The sequence below is a fragment of the Rhodanobacter hydrolyticus genome (genome assembly GCF_044904645.1).
Window position 1 is genome coordinate 1,721,010 of the sequence record NZ_JADIKK010000008.1, and the last position, 21,768, is coordinate 1,742,777.

A 21,768-nucleotide genomic window follows, 5' to 3' on the forward strand; every position below is an offset into this window, starting at 1 on the left:
CCTCGTTGCAGCCGACCCGTTACACTTGATGGCTGCAAGTCATCGACGTGGACACGCAACATGAGCAAGCAGACCATCGCCCTGGTGGGCGTACCCACCGACATCGGCGCAGGCCATCGCGGAGCCTCGATGGGACCGGAGGCGCTGCGCGTGGCGCAGATCGCGGAGAAGCTGCGCGCGCGCGGGCTGGACGTAGTCGACCGCGGCAACCTGCACGGCCCGCATAACCCTTGGCTGCCGCCAGTCAATGGCTACCGCCATCTCGCCGAAGTAGTGGCGTGGAACCAGGCGACGCATACGGCGATCTACGATGAACTGGCGCATGGCCACCTGCCGGTCATGCTGGGCGGCGACCATTGCCTCGCGATCGGCACGATCAGCGCGGTGGCGCGCCACTGCCGCGAGCAGGGCAAGAAACTGCGCGTGCTGTGGCTGGATGCGCACGCCGACTTCAACACCGCCACCATCACGCCCTCGGGCAACATCCACGGCATGCCAGTGGCCTGCCTGTGCGGCAACGGCCCGGCGGAACTGGTGCGGATCGGCGACCACGTGCCGGCGACCACGCCCGACGTGTTCCGCCAGATCGGCATCCGCTCGGTGGACGAGGGCGAGAAGCGGCTGGTGCGCGAGGCGCAGATCGTCGTGCACGACATGCGCAGCATCGACGAGATGGGCATGCGCAGCACGATGGAGCAGGCGCTCGCCGACATGGACGGCGGCACCCACCTGCACGTGAGCTTCGACGTGGATTTCCTCGATCCCATCATCGCGCCCGGCGTGGGCACCACCGTGCGTGGCGGCCCAAACTATCGTGAAGCACAGCTGTGCATGGAAATGATCGCCGACAGCGGCAGGCTTTCCTCGCTCGACATCGTGGAACTCAACCCCGCATTCGACAAGCGCAACCAGACCGCGAAACTCGCTGTGGACCTGGTCGAATCCCTGTTCGGCAAGTCCACCCTGCTGCGCTGAGCGCATCACCCATCGAAATCGAGACATGCAGACCCGAGTCCTCACCGGCATCACCACCACCGGCACCCCGCATCTCGGCAACTACGTGGGCGCGATCCGCCCCGCGATCAAGGCCAGCCGCCACGCGGACGTGGATGCGTTCTTCTTTCTCGCCGACTACCACGCGCTGATCAAGAGTGACGACGCCGCGCGCATCGAGCGCTCGCGGCTGGAGATCGCGGCGACCTGGCTGGCCGCCGGACTCGATCCCGCGCGCGTCACCTTCTACCGCCAGTCGGACATCCCCGAAATTCCCGAGCTGACCTGGTTCCTCACCTGCGTCACCGCCAAGGGCCTGCTCAACCGCGCACACGCCTACAAGGCCGCGGTGGACCGCAACGGCGAGATCGGCGAAGACCCCGACGCGGGCGTCACCGCGGGCCTGTACATGTACCCGGTGCTGATGGCCGCCGACATCCTCGCGTTCGACGCGCACAAGGTGCCGGTGGGCCGAGACCAGATCCAGCACATCGAGATGGCGCGCGACATCGGGCAGCGCTTCAACCACATCTACGGCCGCGACTTCTTCGTGCTGCCCGAGGTCGTGATCGAGGAGCAGGTGGCCACCCTGCCCGGCCTGGACGGCCGCAAGATGTCGAAGAGCTACGACAATACCGTGCCCCTGTTCGCCGGCGGCGCGAAGGCGCTGCGCGAGGCGATCATGCGCATCGTCACCGACTCGCGCGCGCCGGGCGAGGCGAAGGACCCGGACAGTTCGTCGCTGTACACGATCTTCCGCGCCTTCGCCGACGAGGCGGAAAGCGCGGCGTTCCGCCAGTCGCTGCTGGACGGCATCGGTTGGGGCGAAGCCAAGCAGCGCCTGTTCGAGCGCATCGAGACCGACGTGGCGCCGATGCGCGAGCGCTACGAGGCCCTGATCGCCAAGCCCGACGAGATCGAGGCCATCCTGCGCGACGGCGCAGCCAAGGCGCGTGCCATCGCCTCGCCGAAGCTGGCCGCGATCCGCGACTCTATCGGCCTGCGCGCGATGGGCAGTGCGCCTGCCGCCAAATCGAACAAGACGGCTGCCGCCAAGGGCGGCAAGGCGCCGCGCTTCGCCAGTTTCCGCGACGGCGCCACCGGCTTCCGCTTCCGCCTGTTCGCCGCCAACGGTGAGGAGCTGCTGCTCTCCATGCCGTTCGCCGACCCCAAGGCCGCCGGCGCATTGCAACAGCGCATCCGCCAGCTGGGCCATGCCGCCGTGTTGCGCGAAGACGGCGAAGCGCTGGTGCTGGAACTGGACGGCGAGGCCGTCGCCCGGACCCCGCAGGCCGGCGACGAGCTGCTCTCACGCCTGCGCGAGGCGCTGGAACAGTTGGCCGCGCAAGACTGAGCCGACAGTCAACGATGCGCTACCTCGCCCTGTTGCTGCTTGCGCCCTGGCTGCTGATTCTCGGCTGGGCTTACGCGAGCTACCCGAAGTCGCTGCCGCGCACGCCGGCGCGGCGACTGTTCGACGCACTGGCACTGCTGTTGGCGTTCTCCGCCGCGGCCTACGCCGGCCTGCTCGGTCACGACGCGGTGCAGCTGCCCGGGCTCGATGAGGCCGGCCGCCGCGCCAGCGGCGCAATCTGGCAGCAGGTACTGCCCGCATTGTGCGGCTACGGCGCCTTCGCCGGCGTGCTCGCACTGGCGCTGCCGCTGCGTCACCTGCTCTGGCAACGCTTGCGCTGAAGCGCGGGCACATACGGAATCGCCGTCATGGACACCGCCACACTGCAACGCCACCTGCTACGTCTGTTCGAGCGTCACGAGGTGGAGCTCGAACCCGACGAGGACTGGCTGCTTACCGATGGCGACTTCCCCGCGGTCCGCGCCAGCTGGCACGACGCCATCGCCGATGCGCCGGGACGGCTGGATCTCGACATCGTGCTCAACGAGGACCAGCAGATCGAGGAAAGCTACGCCGGCATCGGCACTGGCGACGCGGCTTGCCGGGACGCGCTGGAGCGCTTCGAGCAAGGCAGTCTGCATGTGCTGCTGGCCGCTTGCTGGTATGTCACCGACGCACGCAAGTTGCAGTTGGATTCGTGGGACATCGGCGTGCACGGCTGGGATGCGTTCATCGGCCCGCTTGTCGTCCAGGGCACGGCGGTGACGCTGCCGGCGGATGCGCTGGCGCCGTTGACCGCTGCGCTCCGCAGCGAAGCGCTGGCGCCGCGGATGCATTGGGTGCGGATGTTCCTGCGCCGGGAGGCGAACGGCGAAACGACCGTCGAGACGCGGCTCGACAACGAGCCGTGGCCGGCAGGTGACCACGCCCTCTCTGCGGTGGCATGGCCGCCAGCCGCGGAGCCTTACAGGGTGCGCTGCTTCATGATGCTGGACATCCGCGACTACTAAGGAAGGTCTGATCAGTCGACTGCTTGCTCGTCATTCCTGCGAAGGCAGGACAAGCGCGCAACACGCAAGCTGCGTGATGCAGTGCTGACCCGTGTACGTGAAGCGTTGGCACAACTTGCCGTGCAAGATTGATGCGCTGAGCTTCAACTCCCCGCCGGGCCGCGCGGAGGAGCCAAGGATGGCCCTGCTTTGAGGAGCGAGAAGAAAGGTTGAGGCGAGGGACCAATCTTGCGACATTCCTGATCGAAGCACGCTCCGGAACCACGCTCCTGTGGCATCGTAAAACTCACTATGGATCGTGTCTTTCGAGGATGATATGAAACCAGCCTTAGCTATCTCCAGACTTTGCCAAGTACTGGTGATTGCAGCCAGCCTTGCCGCGCTTGCCCCCATCGCCAATGCCGCCACCACGATGGCAGTTCCCGTCACTCAAATGCAGGAATACGCACAGGTAGTCGCCGCCGAAGCCGAGGCCAACAAAGCGTCAAGCGACCCAAGCGACTTGATTGCGTCCATGCTGAAAGTAACCGAAGTGGACAAAATCATGGTGCAGGGCGGCACGGCCCCTCCCACGGTATTGATCTATGACGCGCAACTGCTGCGCCTATTTAGCCAACACCCCGCCACACTAGCCGAACACCAGCGCGACCCAGAATGGAATAAGCGCAAGCACGCATTGTTTGCCGCAAGAGATGCCACGCTGCAAACCTATAGCAACGCCGTTATGCAGCAGAACCAGCAAGAACAACAGCAATACCAAGACAAGGCCAACGCCGGTGGCAATGGCCACCCCAACTCGTGTATTGGCCCGATGGGACAAGACGTGTGTCACCCAAAGAAAGTCTTTAGAGGATGGTGCCCCGGCCAGCCTGTTAACGGCTTTGAAACTTGGGAAGAATGTCCACCAGGGGTACGGTGTGACGGGTATCAAGGCAATTAACTAGGGACATTGGCTGATCGAAGCAGGATTTGTAGCCGCGCTTCCGCAGACGACCGCCCCTTATCTTAATCATCTTCCTCGCTCCCCAAAGCAGGGCCATCCTTGGCCCTTCCCCGCATCTCAAAGGGAAGAGGAAAAAGCGTCAGCGCTTGAGCGGCGCGATGCGCTGCTCGATCGCGCCGAAGATCGAAGCGCCTTGCGGGTCGGTGACCTCGATGCGCAGCGTGTCGCCGAACTTCATGAACGGCGTGCTCGGCTTGCCATCGCGCAATGTCTCCACCGTGCGCTGCTCGGCGAGGCAGGAGGCGCCCTTCGAGGTGTCCTGGTTGGCGATCGTGCCGGAACCGACGATGGTGCCGGCGGTGAGCGGCCGCGTCTTGGCCGCGTGCGCCACCAGTTCGGCGAAGCTGAACTGCATGTCCACGCCGCATTCGGCCTCGCCGAACCAGGCGCCGTTCAACCAGGTGCGCATCGGCAGGTGCAGCTTCTCGCCCTGCCAGTTCGCGCCCAGCTCGTCCGGCGTGACGAACACCGGCGACAGCGCCGAGCGCGGCTTGCTCTGCAGAAAGCCGAAACCCTTGGCCAGCTCGCCGGGGATCAGCCCACGCAGCGAGACGTCGTTGATCAGGCCAACCAGTTGGATGTGTTCGGCGGCCTCGGCCGGCGCGGCCGCCATCGGCACGTCGTCGGTGACCACGACCACCTCGGCTTCGAGGTCGATACCGTAGTCCTCGCTGGGCACCACCACCGGATCGCGCGGACCGAGGAAGCCGGCGCTGGTGGCCTGGTACATCAGCGGGTCGGTATAGAACGAAGCCGGCACTTCGGCGCCACGCGCCTTGCGCACGCGCTCCACGTGCGGCAGATAGGCGCTGCCGTCCACGAATTCGTAGGCACGCGGCAGCGGCGCGGCAAGCTGTGCCATGTCCAGCGCGAAGGCGCCTTCGGCGGTACCGGCGTTCAACGCATCGGACAGCGCGTTGAGCCGCGGCGCGGCGTTCGACCAGTCGTCCAGCGCGGCCTGCAGCGTGGGTGCGACGCCCGTGGCCTTCACCGCGCGCGCGAGATCGCGGCTCACCACCACCAGGGTGCCGTCGCGGCCGCCTTCTTTCAAACTGCCAAGCTTCATTGCGTGTGCTCCAGATCGTTTATGCGCGCGACGGATCGAAGTGCTTGCGGATGCCCTGCCAGCACTCGTAGTAATTCTGCTGCAACTGCGGCGCCGCCAGCGCCTGCGCAGTGGGCCGGATCACCTTGCGCGTTTCGAACATGAAGGCCATGGTGTTCGCAAGGTGGTCGGGCTTGCCTGTGTCCGCCGCGCTGGCCTTCTCGAAGCTGGCCGCGTCGGGGCCGTGGCCGCTCATGCAGTTGTGCAGGCTCATGCCGCCCGGCGCGAAGCCGCCGACCTTGGCGTCGTAGGCGCCTTCGATCAGGCCCATGAACTCGCTGGCCACGTTGCGGTGGAAATACGGCGGACGGAAGGTGTGTTCGGCCACCAGCCAACGCGGCGGGAAGATCACGAAATCCATGTTCGCCGTGCCGTGCGTATCCGACGGCGAGGTCAGCACGGTGAAGATCGACGGATCGGGATGATCCACGCTGATCGAACCCACGGTGTTGTAGCGCGTGAGATCGTATTTGCACGGCGCGTAGTTGCCGTGCCAGGCGACCACGTCCAGCGGCGAGTGGCCGATGTCGGCCTGCCACAGCGCACCCTGGAACTTGGCGACAAGCTCGAAGTCGCCTTCGAGGTCTTCGTACGCCGCATGCGGCGCGAGGAAGTCGCGCGGCAGCGCCATCGAATTCGCGCCGATCGGGCCGGCATCAGGCAGGCGAAGCAGCGCGCCGAAGTTCTCCACCATGTAGCCGCGCGCTGCGGCATCCAGCAGTTCCACGCGGAAGCGCACGCCGCGCGGGATCAGGGCGATTTCCAGCGGAGCGACTTCCAGCACGCCCAGCTCGGTGGCGATGCGCAGGCGCCCCTGCTGCGGCACGATCAGCAGTTCGCCGTCCGCGTCGTAGAAGTAGCGCCCTTCCATCGAGTGGTTCGCCGCATAGACGTGGATGCCCACACCGGCCTGCTCCGCCGCACTGCCATTGCCGGCGATGGTGACCAGGCTATCGAGGAAATCGGTGGGCGCCTCGGGCAGCTGCCACGGGTCCCAGCGCAACTGGTTCGGCGTGGCGGGCGTCTCGTCGAAGCGGTTGTGGAACGTGGTGTGCGCCATCTGCACGAACGGTTTGTGCATCGCCGCCGGGCGGATGCGGTACAGCCAGCTGCGGCGGTTCTCATGGCGCGGCGCGGTGAACGCAGTGCCGGAAAGCTGCTCCGCGTACAGGCCGTGCGCCACGCGCTGCGGCGAATTCTGGCCCGCGGGCAGCACCCCCGGAATCGCCTCACTGGCGAATTCGTTGGCGAAGCCGGATTGGTAGTTCATGCGTCGTCTTCCCGTCAGGTTTGACGCGCGACGGCATCCCCACCGTTCGCGCCGAGCGAAGCTACGAGAGCCAGGGATGTCCTGGCTTACAGCACGCCGCGCTTCATCTGGTCGCGCTCGATGCTCTCGAACAGCGCCTGGAAGTTACCTTCGCCGAAGCCCTCGTTGCCCTTGCGCTGGATGATCTCGAAGAAGATCGGGCCGATGTTGTTCTGCGTGAAGATCTGCAGCAGCAGGCGCTGCTTGGTCTCCTGGTCGGCATCGATCAGGATCTTGTTCCTGCGCAGGCGCGGCACGTCCTCGCCGTTGTTCGGGATACGAAGATCCACCACGTCGAAATAGGTATCCGGCGTATCGAGGAATTCCACGCCCTGCGCACGCATCGCCTCCACCGTGTCGTAGATGTTGTCGGTGAACATCGCGATGTGCTGGATGCCCTCGCCGTGGTACGCATCAAGGTATTCGTTGATCTGCGACTTCGGGTCGCTCGACTCATTGAGCGGGATGCGCACGATGCCGTCCGGCGCGGTCATCGCCTTGGACACCAGGCCGGTCTTGGCGCCCTTGATGTCGAAGTAGCGGATCTCGCGGAAGTTGAACAGCTTCTCGTAGTAGTCCGACCACTTCTGCATGTTGCCGAAATACAGGTTGTGCGTGAGGTGGTCGATGAAGGTGAGGCCGAAACCCGCGGGGCTCTGCGTCACGCCAGCCACCGGCTCATAGTCGCCGTCGTAGATGCTGCCCTTGTCGCCGTAGCGATCCACCAGGTACAGCATGCAGTCGCCGATCCCCTTCACCACCGGCGCATCCACGGCCTTGCTGTCGGCCTTGTCGCCCACCGCCTCGCCGCCGTTGGCGAGCACGGCGTCGAACACTTCGTTCGCAGGCTTTCTGAAGCGGATGGCGAAGCCACAGGCGCAGGGGCCGTGCTTGGCGGCGAAATCGGCGGCGAAGGAATCCGGCGCCTCGTTGACCAGCACGTTCACGTCGTTCTGGCGGTATACCGTGATCGGCCGCGACTTGTGCTTAAGCACCGCGGTGAAACCCATCCTGCGGAAGAGGTCGTGCAATTCGTGCGCACGGCCTTCCGGCGCGGCAAACTCGACGAACTCGAAACCGTTGATCCCCATCGGGTTCTCGAAAGTGGTGACCTGCATGCCGAGGTTGGGCTGGGCTGTCATGGAGTTTCTCCGACGGGCTACGATGGGGGAGCAATCGGCGCCACCGAATGCCTTTGGCACGAAGGGCGCTAACGCGACGCTTGTTCTTGGTGAAAAGCGCAACCACGAATGGCAGCACACCCCACATTGCTCACGCGCCACGTCCAGCGCGCGCCTTTCGTGAGGCGTGCAGCCATGAATGGCTGCCCGTTTGATTTTCGCTGTCACGGATTACCGCATTAGTTATAGTTTCAACTGAAACCATTTGCAAGGAACACCGCACCAGTGCCTGCCAAACGCCATCCCGACCATGCTCCACTGGAGCTGGAACGCTTCCTGCCCTACCAGCTATCCATCGTCTCCAACACGGTGAGCCAGGCGATCGCCGACGACTACCAGGCGCGCCACGACCTCAGCGTCACCGAATGGCGGGTGATGGCGGTACTGGCGCGTTTCGACGGCCTCTCCGCGCGCGAAGTGGCCGAACGCACCGCGATGGACAAGGTGGCGGTGAGTCGTGCGCTGGCCCGGCTGGTCGCCGCCGGCCGCGTGCGCCGGCATATCCACGCCAACGACAAGCGCCGTTCGGTGCTGGGGCTCACGGCCGCCGGATGGCGCATCCACGACGAAGTGGCGCCGATGGCGCGGCAGCGGGAAAGGGAATTGCTGGCACGGCTGGCGCCAGAGGAGCAAGCGTGGCTGCAGCAGATCTTGGACAAACTGATGCCGCAGGACGTGGTGAAAAGCTGACGGACGCCTTTATCTGTGTCCCGGCAGGGCTTGCGCCCCGCCGGGACCCGCCTCGGCACAGGCGCAACCTGGTCGAGACCACGCCGGGCGGATACGCCGCCCGACCGGGGCCTTGCTTGGCCCGCTATTTCACCCCGTGCATGAGCCGGTTCAGCAGCGGCGCGATCAGCAGCAACACCGCGCCTGAAATCAGCAGCAGCCAGAATCCGAACGTGAACCCCGACAGCGCCGAAGCTGCCGTCATACCGTTCTGGCCGGCGATGTAGCTGGCGAGCAGCCCGGAAAGGTTGCCGCCAGCCGCGGTGGAAAGGAACCAGCCACCCATCGCCAGACCCACCAGCCGCGGCGGCGCCAGCTTGGTCACCATCGACAGGCCAATCGGCGACAGGCACAGCTCGCCCACGGTCTGCAGCGCGTAGCAGGCCGCCAGCGGCCAGAACGGAATCATGCCGCGTGGGTCGATCAGGCTCTTGAGCGCGTACATCAGCACCAGAAAGCCCAGCCCGTTGAAGATCAGGCCGAAGCCGAACTTGCGCGGAATCGACGGCTCCGCGCGCCGTCGCTGCAACCAGGCCCAGACAAGACTGACCACCGGCGCCAGCACGATGATGGTGAGCGGGCTGACCGACTGGAACCAGCTCGTCGGGAACATCCAGCCGAACATCTTGCGGTCGACCAGGTTCTCGGCGAGGAAGTTGAACGAGCTGCCGAGCTGGTAATAGAACATCCAGAACAGCACGTTGAAGCCGAAGATGATGAGCATGGCCCACACGCGGTCCAGCTGGATGCGGTCGTGGCGCATGGCTTCGCTGATCAGCATCGCCGAGACGCCCACTGCCAGCAAACCGATGATCCACTGCAGGCCGATGGTGCCCACGCGGGACAGCAGCAGGTATACCAGCGGCGCGGCCACCAGCGATCCCAGCAGCACCAGCAGCGAGCGGCCACGACCTTCCATGCCGGGCAGCGGCCGGCCCACGTCGGCAAGCTGGCGGCGGCCGAACCAGAACCACACCAGACTCAGCAACATGCCCACGCCCGCGGCGAGGAATACCACGCGGTAGTTCTGCTGCGTTGGCGTGTCGGTGAAATAGCCGGCCATCCAGCCGGTGAGCAGCGGAGCGACGAAGGCGCCGGCATTGATGCCCATGTAGAACAGGGTGAAGCCGCGATCGCGACGCGGATCATCGCGGCCATATAACTGACCCACCATCGAGGAGATGTTGGGTTTGAACAGTCCATCGCCCACGATGACCAGCGACAGGCCGAGCAGGAACACCGCCTTGCTCGGCACCATCAGCGTGAACAGCCCAGTCGCCATCACCAGCGCACCGATCAGGATGGCGCGCTGGTAGCCGATCAACTTGTCGGCCACGTAGCCGCCGAAGATGCCCGTACCGAAGATGAGTGCCGTGTAGGTGCCGAAAATCGTGCCGGCCCAGCCCTGGCCCGCCGAGTCGCCGTGGTAGAACTGCGCGACCACGTACAGTGCCACCGCCCAGCTCACGCTGTAGAACGCGAAGCGCTCCCAGAACTCGGTCATGAACAGCATCCACAGCGGTCGCGGATGGCCGAGCAGCTGCGGAAACTGCGGAACAGCTTGCGCTGCGGTTGTGTCGGTCGTCGTCATGGGGCCTGCTCGTGATGATGGTTCGTCGGAAACCTGGAAGCGCCACACGTGTACTTGCCGGAACTGTCGCCGTCAACCGGCATCAAGGCAGCCCCGTGCCCGCCGGCTCCGGCGAACCCGCACGAAAAGTCTGCCCCAGGCGCCGCGCCTCGCCGAAATAATGGCGAAACACGTACAGCAGCGGCGACCATGCCATGACATCGACGTGCTGTGTACCTGGCACCACGATGCCGGCATGCGCATGCACCCGCTCGACGCGAGTCTCGACGATCAACGTGGGGTCGATCGGATCGTCGCCGCAAACATGCATCGCCACCACACGCGCTTCCAGCTGCAGCGGGCATTCGGCGATCCGCGGCGGCGCCACCGTCTGGGAAGGCGTGGCAGTCAGCCCGGCACAGGCGAACTTGTCGGGCTCGAAACGGTAGCCCATTGCACGCTTGTGCTCGGGTACGGGATGACTACCGGTGGTGCTGGCGATGGCCTCGACCCGCTGCCAAAGCTTCGCGTCCGGCAAGTTGATCACGCACTCGCCCAGGCGCCGCAGGTTGGCGGCGCACTGACCACGCCCGCCCAGACCCAGTACCACGCGGTCATCCAGGGCCCAGGCCGATGACATCGGCGAAATGTTGGCCAAACCGTCCGGTTGCATGGTGGTGATCAGCGCCACTGGCGTGCCGAAATAGAGAACGCTGGGATTGATGACTAGGCTGTCCATGCCTGCCAGTGTCCGACAGGCGACGCGGCCAGTGCTTCGTTGCGCATCGAAACATCAGCCCGTGGGGATGGCTATTGTTCGCGCGCAGCGATCCGCGCCGCCATGGACCGGGCGCGTCACGCTTTGGCCGTCAACCCTCAGGCAGCGGCGACCATTGGCACGGCTCAGATGCTCAGCACTGTGCGCACTCCCAGCAACTCCGGGAAGAAGGTGAGGTCCAGCGCCTTCTTGAGGAAGCCTACGCCGGAAGAGCCGCCCGTGCCGCGGCGGTGGCCGATGATGCGCTCCACCGCCTTCATGTGGCGGAAGCGCCAGAGCTGGAAGCTTTCCTCGATGTCCACCAGCGTCTCGCACAGATGGAACTCGCTCCAGAAACTTTCCGGTGCCTCGTAGATGCGCCGGAATACCGGCAGCAAGCCGTCGTGGCGCTGCCAGGGCTGGCTGACATCACGCTCCAGGATATCGCGCGGGACCGCATGGCCGTGCCGCGCCAGCCAATGCAAGGCCTCGTCGTAGAGGCTGGGCGCATGCAGCGTGTCGCGCAGGCCCTGCTGGATCGCCGCGTCGTGCGCGAACACCTCGAGCATGTCGGCGTTCTTGTTGCCGAGCAGGAACTCCACCGTGCGGTACTGCGCCGACTGGAAACCGGACGACGGCCCCAGCGCATCGCGGAACGCGAGGTATTCGTGCGGCGTCATCGTCTCCAGCACCGCCCATTGCTCGAACAGCTGGCGCTGGATCTGCTTCACCCGCGCCAGCACCTTGAGCGCGGGGCCGATGCGCTCGCCGCGCATGAATTCCATCGCCGCGCGCAGCTCGTGGATCAGCAGTTTCAGCCACAGCTCCGACACATGGTGCTGCACGATGAACAGCATCTCGTCGTGGTACGGCGGATCGGATACCGGCCGCTGCGCGGACAGCAGGGTATCCAGCCGCAGGTAGCCCGCATAGGTCATGCGTCCTGAGAGGTCGCGTTCGATGCCCGTTTCGAGCTCGCGCTGGTTGTCCGTCATGGTCGATCGCGATGGTCGGAAACGACCATGGTAACCGCTGGCGTCGCCGCCGTTTCTTGCGAACCCCGTACCCGTCCGCATGCTGCGGCGTGCCTTGCGACGCAACATGCCCGCCTGCTATCAATATGCGGCTTTTCCCGGCCGTTTTGATCGCCACGGCGGTCGCCGGCAAGGGAGTTTCGCGTGTCTGGCCCCACTGGATGGGCCACCGCCCCCACCCCATTCGTCACCAACGGGAGCGCGTCGTGTCCATCGCCGCCAAGTTCGAAATCGAATACCTGCAATACCTCGACGCCGAGGGCAAGCAGGTTCGGGATGACCTGCCTGAGTTCGCCAAGAACCTCGACCACATGGTCGAGCTGTACAAGCTGATGCTGTCCACCCGCGTGTTCGACGCGAAGTCGGTGGCGCTGCAGCGCACCGGCAAGCTCGGCACTTACGCGAGCTGCCTGGGCCACGAAGCCGCGCACGTCGGCATCGGCAGCGCGATGAAGCCGGAAGACGTGCTCGCCGTGAGCTACCGCGAGTACGGCGCGCAGCTGTACCGCGGCGTGCAGCCGCGCGAGGTGTACATGTACTGGGGCGGCGACGAGCGCGGCAACGACTACCAGAACGAGCCCGCGCGCCACGACTTCGCGTGGAGCGTGCCGATCGCCACGCAGTGCCTGCATGCCGCCGGTTCCGCGCTGGCATTCAAGATCCGCGGCGAGAAGCGCGTGGCCGTGTGCACCATCGGCGACGGCGGCTCGTCCAAGGGCGACTTCTACGGCGCCATCAACATCGCGGGCGCGCAGAACCTGCCGATGGTGGCGGTGATCGTCAACAACCAGTGGGCGATCTCCGTGCCGCGCAAGATCCAGTCCGGCGCGCCCACGCTGGCGCAGAAGGGCATCGCCGCCGGCCTGTACTGCATCCAGGTCGACGGCAACGACATCATCGCCGTGCGCAAGGCGATGGAAGACGCGCTGGAGCGCGCGCGCAACGGCGAAGGCGGCAGCGTGATCGAAGCCGTGACCTACCGCCTCGGCGACCACACCACCGCCGACGATGCCCGCCGCTACCGCGGCGAGCAGGAAGTGAAAGACGCCTGGGCGAAGGAGCCGATGAAGCGCCTGCGCAACTGGCTGGTGGCCAAGAAAGTGTGGGATGACCAGAAGGAAGAGGCCTGGAAGGCCGAGTGCGACGAGTGGATGGACAACGAGGTGAATGCCTACCTCGAGACCAAGACGCAGCCGGTGACGGCGATGTTCGACTACACCTTCGCCGAAGTCCCCGCCGATCTCGCCAAGCAGCGCGATCTCGTCCTCTCGTACGAAAACAAGGGCCACTGAGTCATGGCACAGATCACCCTTATCGAAGCCGTCACCCAGGCGCTCGCCTACGAGATGAAGCACGACGACAGCGTCGTGGTGCTGGGCGAGGACGTGGGCGTCAACGGCGGCGTGTTCCGCGCCACCCAGGGTCTGCAGGAAAAATTCGGCGAGCTGCGCGTGCTCGACACGCCGCTGGACGAGACCACCATCGCCGGCGTCACCGTGGGCCTGGCCGTGCAGGGCATGAAGCCGGTGGCCGAGGCGCAGTTCGAAGGCTTCATCTACCCGATGATGGAGCAGATCGCCTGCCACGCCGCGCGCATGCGCAACCGCACCCGCGGCCGCCTTACCGTGCCGGCCGTGTGGCGTGCGCCGTGGGGCGGCGGCATCCGCGCGCCGGAGCACCATTCCGAGGCGAACGAGCACCTGTTCACCAACATCCCCGGCCTGCGCGTGGTGCTGCCCTCTTCGCCTGCGCGCGCCTACGGCCTGCTGCTGGCGGCGATCCGCGATCCCGATCCGGTGATCTTCCTCGAACCCAAGCGCATCTACCGCCAGTACAAGGAAGAAGTGCCCGACGACGGCGAGGCGCTGCCGCTGGACGTGTGCTTCGTGCTGCGCGACGGCACCGACGTGACCCTGGTGACCTGGGGCGCGCAGGTGAAGGAAACGCTGGAAGCCGCCGACGAACTGGCCAAGCAGGGCATCAGCGCCGAAGTCATCGACGTCGCCACGCTCACCCCGCTGGATTTCGACACCATCGCCGAATCGGTGCAGAAGACCGGCCGCTGCGTGATCGTGCACGAGGCGCCGAAGACCGCCGGTTTCGGCGCCGAGATTGCCGCGCGCTTGGCCGAGGAGTGCCTGTACGACCTGCTTGCGCCGGTCGAGCGCGTCACCGGTCCCGACACCCATATCCCGCTGTTCCGCCTGGAAATGAAATACCTGCCCAGCATGGAGCGCGTCGTCGAGGCCGCGCAGCGCACGCTGGCCGCATCCTGATTCCCTTCTTCCCGGCGGGGAGAAGGTGCCCCGAAAGGGGCGGATGAGGGGCCACAACTTGCGACAAAATGCAACGAAGCACGGCTTCAATGCACGCTACCGCAGGCCCAACCCCTCACCCAGGCCCTCTCCCCGGCGGGGAGAGGGAGAAAAACCAAACCTTGGAAGCTCACTCATGGCCGACATCAAGACATTCCACCTGCCCGACCTCGGCGAAGGCCTGCCCGACGCCACCATCGTCGAGTGGCACGTGAAGGAAGGCGACTACATCAAGCTCGACGCGCCGCTGTGCTCGATGGAAACCGCCAAGGCCGTGGTCGACGTTCCGTCGCCCTACACCGGCACGGTGAAGAAACTGCACGGCGCCCCTGGCGACATCATCGAAACCGGCGCCGCGCTGGCCGACTTCGAGCCGGATGCCAACGCCAAGCAGCGCGCCGAAGCCGAATCCACCGGCCACCACCACGGCCCCAAGAAGGCCGAGACGCCCGCCCCGGCTCCCGCGCCGGCCAAGGCCGCCACTGCCGACCGCGAAGACGAAGGCACCGTGGTCGGCGCGATGGTCAGCGGCAACACCGTGCACGTCGAGCAGGCCGCCAGCATCGGCGGCGTGAAGGCCGTGCCCGCGGTGCGCGCGCTGGCAAAGAAGCTCAAGGTCGATCTCGCCCGCGTGCGCCCTACCGGCGCCGACGGCGTGGTCACCATGAAAGACGTGAAGGATGCCGCCGCCAACGGCAGCGCAACGCTGGGCGCCGCCCCGGCGCGCGCCGTGCCCGCCTCGGCTGGCCGCCACCTTGCGCCGGAACTGCCCGAGCCCGGGGCGGCACCCAGCCGCACTGCCGTGTCGCTGGCCGGCAAGGCCGTGCGCACCGCCCCGCCGAGCGTGCAGGCCAGCGGCCAGCCGGAGCAGCTCAAGGGCGTCCGCCGCAACATGGCGCGCGTGATGGCCGAAGCCCACGCCAACGTGGTGCCTACCACCCTGGTCGACGACGCCGACCTGCATGCCTGGATCGGCAAGCAGGACATCACCGCGCGCCTGATCCGCGCCATCGTCGCCGCCTGCAAGGCCGTGCCGGCGCTCAACGCCTGGTTCGACGGCAAGAACCTCACCCGCACCCTGCATCCGCACGTGGACATCGGCATCGCCGTGGACACCGAGGACGGCCTGTTCGTGCCGGCCCTGCGCAATGCCGACGTGCTGGACGGCGCCGGCATCCGCGCCGCGATCAAGCGCCTGCGCACCTCGGTGGAAGACCGTTCCATCCCGGCGTCGGAGCTCTCGGGCTACACCATCAGCCTGTCGAACTTCGGTATGTTCGCCGGCCGCTACGCCACACCGGTGGTGGTGCCGCCGACCGTCGCCATCATCGGCGCCGGCAAGCTGTGCCACGACGTGGTGGCCGTGATGGGTGGCATCGAGGTGCATCGCCGCATGCCGATCAGCCTCACCTTCGACCATCGCGCCGCCACCGGCGGCGAAGCCGCGCGCTTCCTCAAGGCGCTGCTGGACGATTTGTCCGCGCCGAACTGAGGCAATGCGGCCGTAGGAAGCAAACGGGGCGCCTCTGGCGCCCCGTTTGCTTTGTGCTCAATCCCGTCCCGCGAAGGCCTCGTCCAGCCATATCCGCATCAGGCGATACGAACGCGCCGCGGCTTTCGCGTCGTATTTGCATCCCGGAGAGTTCTCGCCCTCCTCCGTGAAGCAATGCACCGCATGCCCCAGCGCCACGAACTGCCAGTCGGCCGGGCTCTGGCGCATTTCGTCCATGAACTTGTCGGCGTCCTTCATCGTCCACGTGTCGTCGGCGCCGTTCATCGCCAGCACCCGTGCCTTGATGTGTTTCGCCATCGAGGCATCGTCGGTGGAGAGGTCGCCGTGGAAGGACACCACGGCCGCCACGTCGGCGCCGCTACGGGCCAGGTCGAGCACCGCTGCGCCACCGAAACAGAAACCTATGGCAGCCAGCCTCGCGGTATCGATGGGTGCATCCTTCGCCTGCGCCCTGAGCTGGGCCAGCGCCTCGTTGATGCGCGAGCGCATCAGCGCCCGGTTCGCGTACAGGGGCTTGACGGCGACCTGCGCCTGATCAGCGTTGTCCAGTTGCGGACGCACGTTGGCGCCGTACATGTCGGTGAGCAGGATCACGTAGTCCTTGCCCGCGATCATCTCCGCCTTCTTGATGGCCTCGTCGTTCACGCCGAACCAGTTCGGCACCATCACCAGGCCGGGACGCTTCGCGCTGCTGGCGTCGTCGTAGACCAGCACGCTGTGGAAACGCGTACCGCCCTGCGTCCATTCCACCGGGCGTTGCACCATCTTCGCCTGGGCGGCGAAGGCGAGGCTGGCGAGCAGGAATACGGCGAGACAACGGACGTAACGCATGGCGAAGCCCTCCATCGTGAAGAGTGCGGCCAAGGATGGCCGCCCGTTTGAATTTCGCGTTCACGGACGAACGAAAAAAAATATCAAAGACCGGCTGCATGCTGCGCGATGCGGCGCTTCAGCGGTACCAGCCGGTCGAGCAGACGCACCCCGAGACCTCGCGCGGCGACCAGCGGTGGCGACTGCCAGGCGTAGATGCGCGCCAGCACGTCGAAACCGCGCGCATCCAGCGTATCGGCGCTGCGGCGCCGACGCGCGTAACGGCGAAGTACGTGTGGCGAGGCAATATCACGCCCGGCTTCGCGGGCGGCAGCCAGCACGTCGCAAAGCTCTGCCACGTCGCGCAGTCCGAGGTTCACGCCCTGTCCGGCCAGCGGATGCACCGCGTGCGCGGCATCGCCCAACAGCACCAGGCGTTCGGACTGATAGGTTTCTGCCAGTTGCAGCTTGAGCGGGAAAGCCGCGCGTTTCGTGACTGATGCGATGCGCCCCAGACGGAAATCGCTGGCGACGCCCAATTCCTGCATGAAGGCCGCGTCGCCCAGCGCCAGCACGCGTAGCGCCTCGTGCTCGGGCAACGACCAGACGACGGAACTGCGCCCGTCCGCCAACGGCAGCAAAGCCAGGGGACCGGTGGGCAGGAAGCGTTGCCACGCCGTCTGCTCGTGCGCCCGCTCGGTCGCGACATGGGCCACCACCGCACGCTGCGCATAGTCGCGACCGCGGGTGGCGATGCCCGCCATTTCGCGCAACGGCGAAGCGGCACCATCGGCGGCCACCACCAGGCGCGCGGACAGGCTTTCCCCATCGGCCAGTTCCAGCGCCACGCGATCTTCGCGCGCCTCGAAGCCACGCACTTCCGCCGGGCACAGGCGACGCACACCGGAGGCTTCCAGCGCCTGCCACAGCGTCCACTGCACAAGATTGTTCTCAACGATATGACCGAGCAGGTCGCGCCCTTCGTCGGCGGCGTCGAAGCTCACGGCCGCGCCGTTCTCGCCGTCCCACACATGCATGTGCGCGTAGGGTCCGGAGCGCGCGTCGCGGATCGCCGCCCACACACCCAACTTGTCGAGCAAGGCTACGGACGACGGCGCCAGCCCCACCACGCGCAGATCCACCTCGTCGGCCATGCTCCACGGTTGCGGCGCACGCGCCTCCAGCAGGGCGGTGACGAAGCCCGCGCGCGCCAGCGCCAGCGCTGCGGCGGCGCCCACCATGCCGCCGCCGACCACGGCGACATCCAGCGCGGGCGGGCGGCGGCGTTCGGCAACGGTGCTCATGGCAGGCGCTCCAGTACGGCACGCGGCGGTTCGCCGCGGAAGCCCATGCCATGCCGGGCCAGACGGTCCTGCAGCGGCGCAAAGCGGTCGTTGGCGAGCAACGCCAGCGATCGCAGCGGCGCAAGCGTCGGCTGTTCGAGGCAGGCAAGGCGCACCAGGCCATGGCTCATCGCCATCGTGCCCTCGCGATCCGGCGCGCGGCGCGCAGCGTAACGTTCCAGCAGGTCCGGCGCGCCGGGATCGTCCGCGGCAGCGACCAGCTCGGCGAGGGTAAGCGCATCGCGCAGGCCCAGGTTGAAACCTTGTGCGCCGATGGGATGCACGGTCTGCGCCGCGTTGCCCACCAGCACCGCGCGCGGGCCGGTGAGCCGCCGCGCAGCCACGCGATGGATGGCATAGGGATGGCGCTTGCCGGGCCGCCTGAGTCGACCCAGCCGCCAGCCGAAACGCAGCTGCGCCAGCGCGACGAAATCGTCGTCGTCCATCGCCGCAACTTCATCGACCTGTTCCGCGGGCACGGTGAGCACCAGCCCGCAATGCCCTTGCGTCAACGGCAGCAGCGCCACCGGCCCTTGATCGGAAAAGCGCTCGTAGGCGCGGTTCGCATGCGTGCGTTCGGGAGTGACCGTAGCGACGAACAGGGTTTGCCGGTAATCGAGCCGATCGGCTTCGATACCCAACTGCGCACGCACAAAGGATTCGGTGCCATCGGCGCCCACCAGCAGCGCAGCGTCGATCATGCGCTCGCCGTCGGCGGTGCGGATGCGGGCGCGCCAACCATCGGCCTGTGCTTCCACCGATTCCAGTTTGGCGGGCGCAAGCCGGGTCAGTCGGTTGCAGGCATCCAGCCGTCGCAGCAGTGCCGCGCCCAGTTCGCGCGCCGGCAATGTCCAGCCCAGGGCATCGACGCCGTGTTTCGCCGCATCGATGCGCGCGCTGCCGAATTCGCCGGCGCGGCTGACATGGATGTGGCGGACCGGGGTGGCTTGCGCAGCCGCATATGGCCACACGCCGATGGCGGATAGGCCGTTGACGGTGGCACGGGCCAGCGCAAGGTTGCGCTCGTCGTAGCTGGGCTGGGCGTCGATGCGCGGTACGGCAGCCTCGACCAGGGTGGCGGCGACGCCGGCGGCGTCCAAGGCGATGGCAAGGCTGGCGCCGACCAGGCCGCCACCGACGATCAGCACACTGGCGGCAGGGGATGCAGGGGGATTCATGCACGTGATGATACGCGCCGGCGCATCGGGCTGGCTGCCATGGAGTTGTTCCATATCTCCGCGTGGCCCGCGCCGGGAGCCGTTTTGCATGCAGGACAAGAACGAAGGCACGCGGGAAGAATCCGGGAATGGACTCGGCTTTTGAGGAGCGAGGCGTGGGCGTCAGTCCACGACCAAGGGATGACGCAGGCACGCGGGCAAACAGACCTGGCCCCTTCGGCCTGCGTTGCTGTGGCCGCCAGGCGACAGCAGGCGGCTTGACCTGCCAGCCACGCAGACACTGCGCCACGCGCCACTACCCGACATCCACGGCGAGGCAACACAGGCTACGTAGAGATATGGAACAGGCTCTTACGCTAAACTATTCGCCTGATTTCAGTTGCGTCGCACGGAGTAATCATGGCAACCACAACGACCCGACGCCTGGCCATCTTCCTGGCCCTGGCCCTGGTGATGGGCGTCACCCGCTTCCATCCTTCGCTGCTGCATCACGCGCTGTGGGATGCCTCGTGGGGCGTGTTCTTCCTCGCCGGCTTCTGGCTTCGCGGCCAGGGCCGCTGGGCCTTCCCGCTGCTGATGGCGGAAGCGGTGCTGGTCGATTATTTCGTCATCACCGGCCTGGGCATCGATTTCTGGAGCCACTACTGCGTGTCGGCGGCTTACTGGTTCCTGATTCCGTCCTATGGCGCGCTGTGGCTGGGTGGCAGCTGGCTGGCGAAACATCAGCACGGCCTCGACCTCACCACGCTGGGCCTTGCCGTTGCGGCACTGCTGGTCGCGGAAGGCGCGTGCTACCTGGTCTCCAACGGCAGCTTCTACTGGATCAGCGCCAGCGTGCCGGCGCCGCGCAGCTTCGGCGCGTGGTTCGCCAACCTCGGCGACTGGTACCTGCCCTTCCTCGAAGGCACCGCCCTCTATGCGGGGCTGGGTGCGGTGGTACACGTGCTGGCGACGCAGTTGTCGCGCGCTCCACGGCATAGTGGCCACGCGCCGCACTGACGGTGGGCAATCGCCTTTCGAAAATCTACACACGCACCGGTGACGACGGCTCCACTGGCCTCGGCGACGGTTCGCGCGTGCAGAAGGATTCCCCGCGCGTAGCCGCCTATGGCACCGTGGACGAACTCAACAGCACCGTTGGCATGGTGCTCGCCAGCACGGGCGTGGACGAAGCCGTGCGCGAGGCGCTGACGCAGATCCAGCACGAACTGTTCGACCTCGGCGGCGAGCTGTGCATCCCCGGCATGGCGATGATCGAGGATGCCGATATCGCGCGACTCGAAGCCGTACTGGACACCTTCAACGAGCCGCTGCCGCCGCTCAAGGATTTCATCCTGCCCGGCGGGGGCATGGCGGCCTCCTGCTGCCACCTGGCGCGTACCGTGTGCCGCCGTGCGGAACGCGAGGTGATCGCGCTGCGCCGCGTGGAACCCGAGGTGCGCCCGCAGACGCAGCGTTACCTCAACCGTCTCTCCGACCTGCTGTTCGTGCTCTGCCGGGTGCTCGCCCGCGCCGGCGGCCACGGCGAGGTGCTGTGGCAGCACGAGCGGCGGCGCAAGCCTGCCGCCAGCTGAAGCCCCCGCATGCTGCGGCTGTATACCCATGCCGCCTGCCTGCGGCACGACAATGGCCCTGGTCATCCCGAGACGCCGGCCCGACTGACTGCGGTGCTGCGCGCACTCGACCACGATCGATACGCCGCGCTGGATCGCGTCGAGGCGCCGCGCGCCAGCCGCGAGCAACTCCTGCGCGTGCACACGGCAGCCCATGTCGAACGCATGCTCGCCGCCGTGCCCGAAGGCGAAACGCAGCGGCTGGACGAAGACACCGCGCTGTCGCCCGGCTCTGCCGAAGCCGCCCTGCGTGCCGCCGGCGCCACGGTGGCGGCGGTGGATGCCGTGCTCGATGGCGGCCATGTGCGCAGGGCGTTCTGCGCGGTGCGGCCGCCCGGCCACCACGCCACGCACGAGCAGGCGATGGGTTTCTGTCTGTTCAACAATGTGGCCGTCGCTGCGGCGCACGCGCTGGCAGCGCACGGACTGAAGCGAGTGGCGATCGCCGACTTCGACGTACACCACGGCAACGGCACGCAGGACATCTTCTGGCGCGAACCGCGCGTGCTGTTCGCTTCCAGCCACCAGATGCCGCTGTACCCGGGCACCGGGCACCCTGAGGAACGGGGCGCGGGCAACATCTTCAACCGGCCGCTGTCCGCCGGCGACGGTCCCTACCTGTTCCGCGAACTGTGGGATGGCGACCTGTTGCCACGTCTGCACGCGTTCAAACCGCAGCTCGTCCTGGTCTCGGCGGGCTTCGACGCGCACCAGCGCGACCCGATAGGCAACCTGTGCCTGGGCAGCGAGGACTACGCCTGGATCACCGCGAAACTGGTCGACGTGGCGAACCGCCATGGGGATGGGCGGCTGGTCTCCACGCTGGAGGGGGGCTACGACCTTGCCGCCCTGGCCGCCAGCGCGGCGGCGCATGTTGAGGCATTGATGGAGTAGGAGCGCATCCTGTGTGCGAATGCTCTCTCCCTGACCGAAGCACCCAAGCCATCGCCC

General features: G+C 66.6%; 21 protein-coding genes. 12 read left to right on the top strand and 9 right to left on the bottom strand.

Translation table 11 applies throughout. The features are described from left to right. Positions 1–60: 60 nt before the first annotated feature. The 5 genes from rocF to ISP25_RS10430 all read left to right on the top strand — a co-directional run bounded on the left by rocF (position 61) and on the right by ISP25_RS10430 (position 4,297). Positions 61–975 carry an arginase gene (rocF, locus tag ISP25_RS10410; protein WP_192158915.1) on the top strand — a complete coding sequence of 305 codons (915 nt, stop codon included), beginning with the start codon at positions 61–63 and terminating at the stop codon, positions 973–975. 25 nt (positions 976–1,000) lie between these two features. Then, the gene (locus ISP25_RS10415; protein WP_404613680.1) at positions 1,001–2,347 is read left to right on the top strand and encodes a tryptophan--tRNA ligase; all 1,347 of its coding nucleotides are present in this window, start codon (positions 1,001–1,003) and stop codon (positions 2,345–2,347) included. A gap of 14 nt (positions 2,348–2,361) precedes the next feature. Then, positions 2,362–2,688, top strand: a complete 327-nt coding sequence (locus ISP25_RS10420; RefSeq protein ID WP_404613682.1) for a hypothetical protein — start codon at positions 2,362–2,364, stop codon at positions 2,686–2,688. A gap of 27 nt (positions 2,689–2,715) precedes the next feature. Continuing rightward, a complete protein-coding gene (locus tag ISP25_RS10425) occupies positions 2,716–3,357 on the top strand; it encodes a DUF6348 family protein (RefSeq protein WP_404613684.1) in 642 nt (213 codons plus the stop codon). Positions 3,358–3,673: 316 nt separating this feature from the next. Continuing rightward, complete coding sequence (locus ISP25_RS10430) at positions 3,674–4,297, top strand: hypothetical protein (RefSeq protein WP_404613686.1); 624 nt, start codon at positions 3,674–3,676, stop codon at positions 4,295–4,297. A 142-nt stretch (positions 4,298–4,439) separates the two neighbouring features. On the opposite strand, the gene ISP25_RS10435 is transcribed toward ISP25_RS10430, so the two are convergent. From ISP25_RS10435 to hppD, 3 genes are all read right to left on the bottom strand, one after another. Then, complete coding sequence (locus ISP25_RS10435) at positions 4,440–5,426, bottom strand: fumarylacetoacetate hydrolase family protein (protein ID WP_404613688.1); 987 nt, start codon at positions 5,424–5,426, stop codon at positions 4,440–4,442. Between the two features lie 19 nt (positions 5,427–5,445). Then, positions 5,446–6,735: a homogentisate 1,2-dioxygenase gene (gene hmgA / locus ISP25_RS10440; RefSeq protein ID WP_404613690.1), complete on the bottom strand. Its 1,290-nt coding sequence runs from the start codon at positions 6,733–6,735 to the stop codon at positions 5,446–5,448. Positions 6,736–6,821: 86 nt separating this feature from the next. Beyond that, complete coding sequence (hppD, locus tag ISP25_RS10445; protein WP_404613692.1) at positions 6,822–7,916, bottom strand: 4-hydroxyphenylpyruvate dioxygenase; 1,095 nt, start codon at positions 7,914–7,916, stop codon at positions 6,822–6,824. 264 nt (positions 7,917–8,180) lie between these two features. Between hppD and ISP25_RS10450 the strand changes: the two genes are divergently transcribed. Continuing rightward, entirely contained in the window at positions 8,181–8,645 is a 465-nt protein-coding gene (locus tag ISP25_RS10450) for a MarR family winged helix-turn-helix transcriptional regulator (protein WP_404613694.1), read from the top strand. A gap of 124 nt (positions 8,646–8,769) precedes the next feature. On the opposite strand, the gene ISP25_RS10455 is transcribed toward ISP25_RS10450, so the two are convergent. The 3 genes from ISP25_RS10455 to ISP25_RS10465 form a co-directional block, all read right to left on the bottom strand. Beyond that, positions 8,770–10,275: a peptide MFS transporter gene (locus ISP25_RS10455; protein WP_404613696.1), complete on the bottom strand. Its 1,506-nt coding sequence runs from the start codon at positions 10,273–10,275 to the stop codon at positions 8,770–8,772. 82 nt (positions 10,276–10,357) lie between these two features. Continuing rightward, on the bottom strand, positions 10,358–10,993 hold the full coding sequence (locus tag ISP25_RS10460) for a flavin reductase family protein (protein ID WP_404613698.1): 636 nt from the start codon (positions 10,991–10,993) through the stop codon (positions 10,358–10,360). Between the two features lie 164 nt (positions 10,994–11,157). Next, entirely contained in the window at positions 11,158–12,006 is an 849-nt protein-coding gene (locus tag ISP25_RS10465; RefSeq protein ID WP_404613700.1) for a tryptophan 2,3-dioxygenase, read from the bottom strand. Between the two features lie 245 nt (positions 12,007–12,251). Here ISP25_RS10465 and pdhA point away from each other — a divergent pair, with 245 nt between their 5' ends. From pdhA to ISP25_RS10480, 3 genes are all read left to right on the top strand, one after another. Further along, positions 12,252–13,337, top strand: a complete 1,086-nt coding sequence (gene pdhA, locus ISP25_RS10470; RefSeq protein WP_404613702.1) for a pyruvate dehydrogenase (acetyl-transferring) E1 component subunit alpha — start codon at positions 12,252–12,254, stop codon at positions 13,335–13,337. Positions 13,338–13,340: 3 nt separating this feature from the next. Next, positions 13,341–14,321, top strand: coding sequence for an alpha-ketoacid dehydrogenase subunit beta (locus tag ISP25_RS10475; RefSeq protein ID WP_404613704.1), 981 nt, complete (start codon positions 13,341–13,343; stop codon positions 14,319–14,321). Between the two features lie 175 nt (positions 14,322–14,496). Then, entirely contained in the window at positions 14,497–15,852 is a 1,356-nt protein-coding gene (locus ISP25_RS10480) for a dihydrolipoamide acetyltransferase family protein (RefSeq protein WP_404613706.1), read from the top strand. A 57-nt stretch (positions 15,853–15,909) separates the two neighbouring features. Here the strand turns inward: ISP25_RS10480 and ISP25_RS10485 are convergent, their stop codons facing one another. The 3 genes from ISP25_RS10485 to ubiH form a co-directional block, all read right to left on the bottom strand. Further along, entirely contained in the window at positions 15,910–16,704 is a 795-nt protein-coding gene (locus tag ISP25_RS10485; protein ID WP_192158883.1) for a dienelactone hydrolase family protein, read from the bottom strand. Positions 16,705–16,787: 83 nt separating this feature from the next. Beyond that, positions 16,788–17,987: a UbiH/UbiF/VisC/COQ6 family ubiquinone biosynthesis hydroxylase gene (locus tag ISP25_RS10490; protein ID WP_404613708.1), complete on the bottom strand. Its 1,200-nt coding sequence runs from the start codon at positions 17,985–17,987 to the stop codon at positions 16,788–16,790. Beyond that, the gene (gene ubiH / locus ISP25_RS10495; RefSeq protein ID WP_404613710.1) at positions 17,984–19,204 is read right to left on the bottom strand and encodes a 2-octaprenyl-6-methoxyphenyl hydroxylase; all 1,221 of its coding nucleotides are present in this window, start codon (positions 19,202–19,204) and stop codon (positions 17,984–17,986) included. The genes ISP25_RS10490 and ubiH overlap by 4 nt, the downstream gene beginning before the upstream one ends. Before the next feature lie 399 nt (positions 19,205–19,603). On the opposite strand from ubiH, the gene ISP25_RS10500 reads away from it, so the two are divergent. From ISP25_RS10500 to ISP25_RS10510, 3 genes are read left to right on the top strand one after another with little or no spacing between them, the layout of a single operon-like run. After that, the gene (locus ISP25_RS10500; protein WP_404613712.1) at positions 19,604–20,203 is read left to right on the top strand and encodes a hypothetical protein; all 600 of its coding nucleotides are present in this window, start codon (positions 19,604–19,606) and stop codon (positions 20,201–20,203) included. A gap of 2 nt (positions 20,204–20,205) precedes the next feature. After that, entirely contained in the window at positions 20,206–20,778 is a 573-nt protein-coding gene (locus tag ISP25_RS10505) for a cob(I)yrinic acid a,c-diamide adenosyltransferase (RefSeq protein WP_404613714.1), read from the top strand. A 9-nt stretch (positions 20,779–20,787) separates the two neighbouring features. After that, entirely contained in the window at positions 20,788–21,711 is a 924-nt protein-coding gene (locus ISP25_RS10510) for a histone deacetylase family protein (RefSeq protein WP_192158873.1), read from the top strand. Positions 21,712–21,768 lie beyond the last annotated feature (57 nt).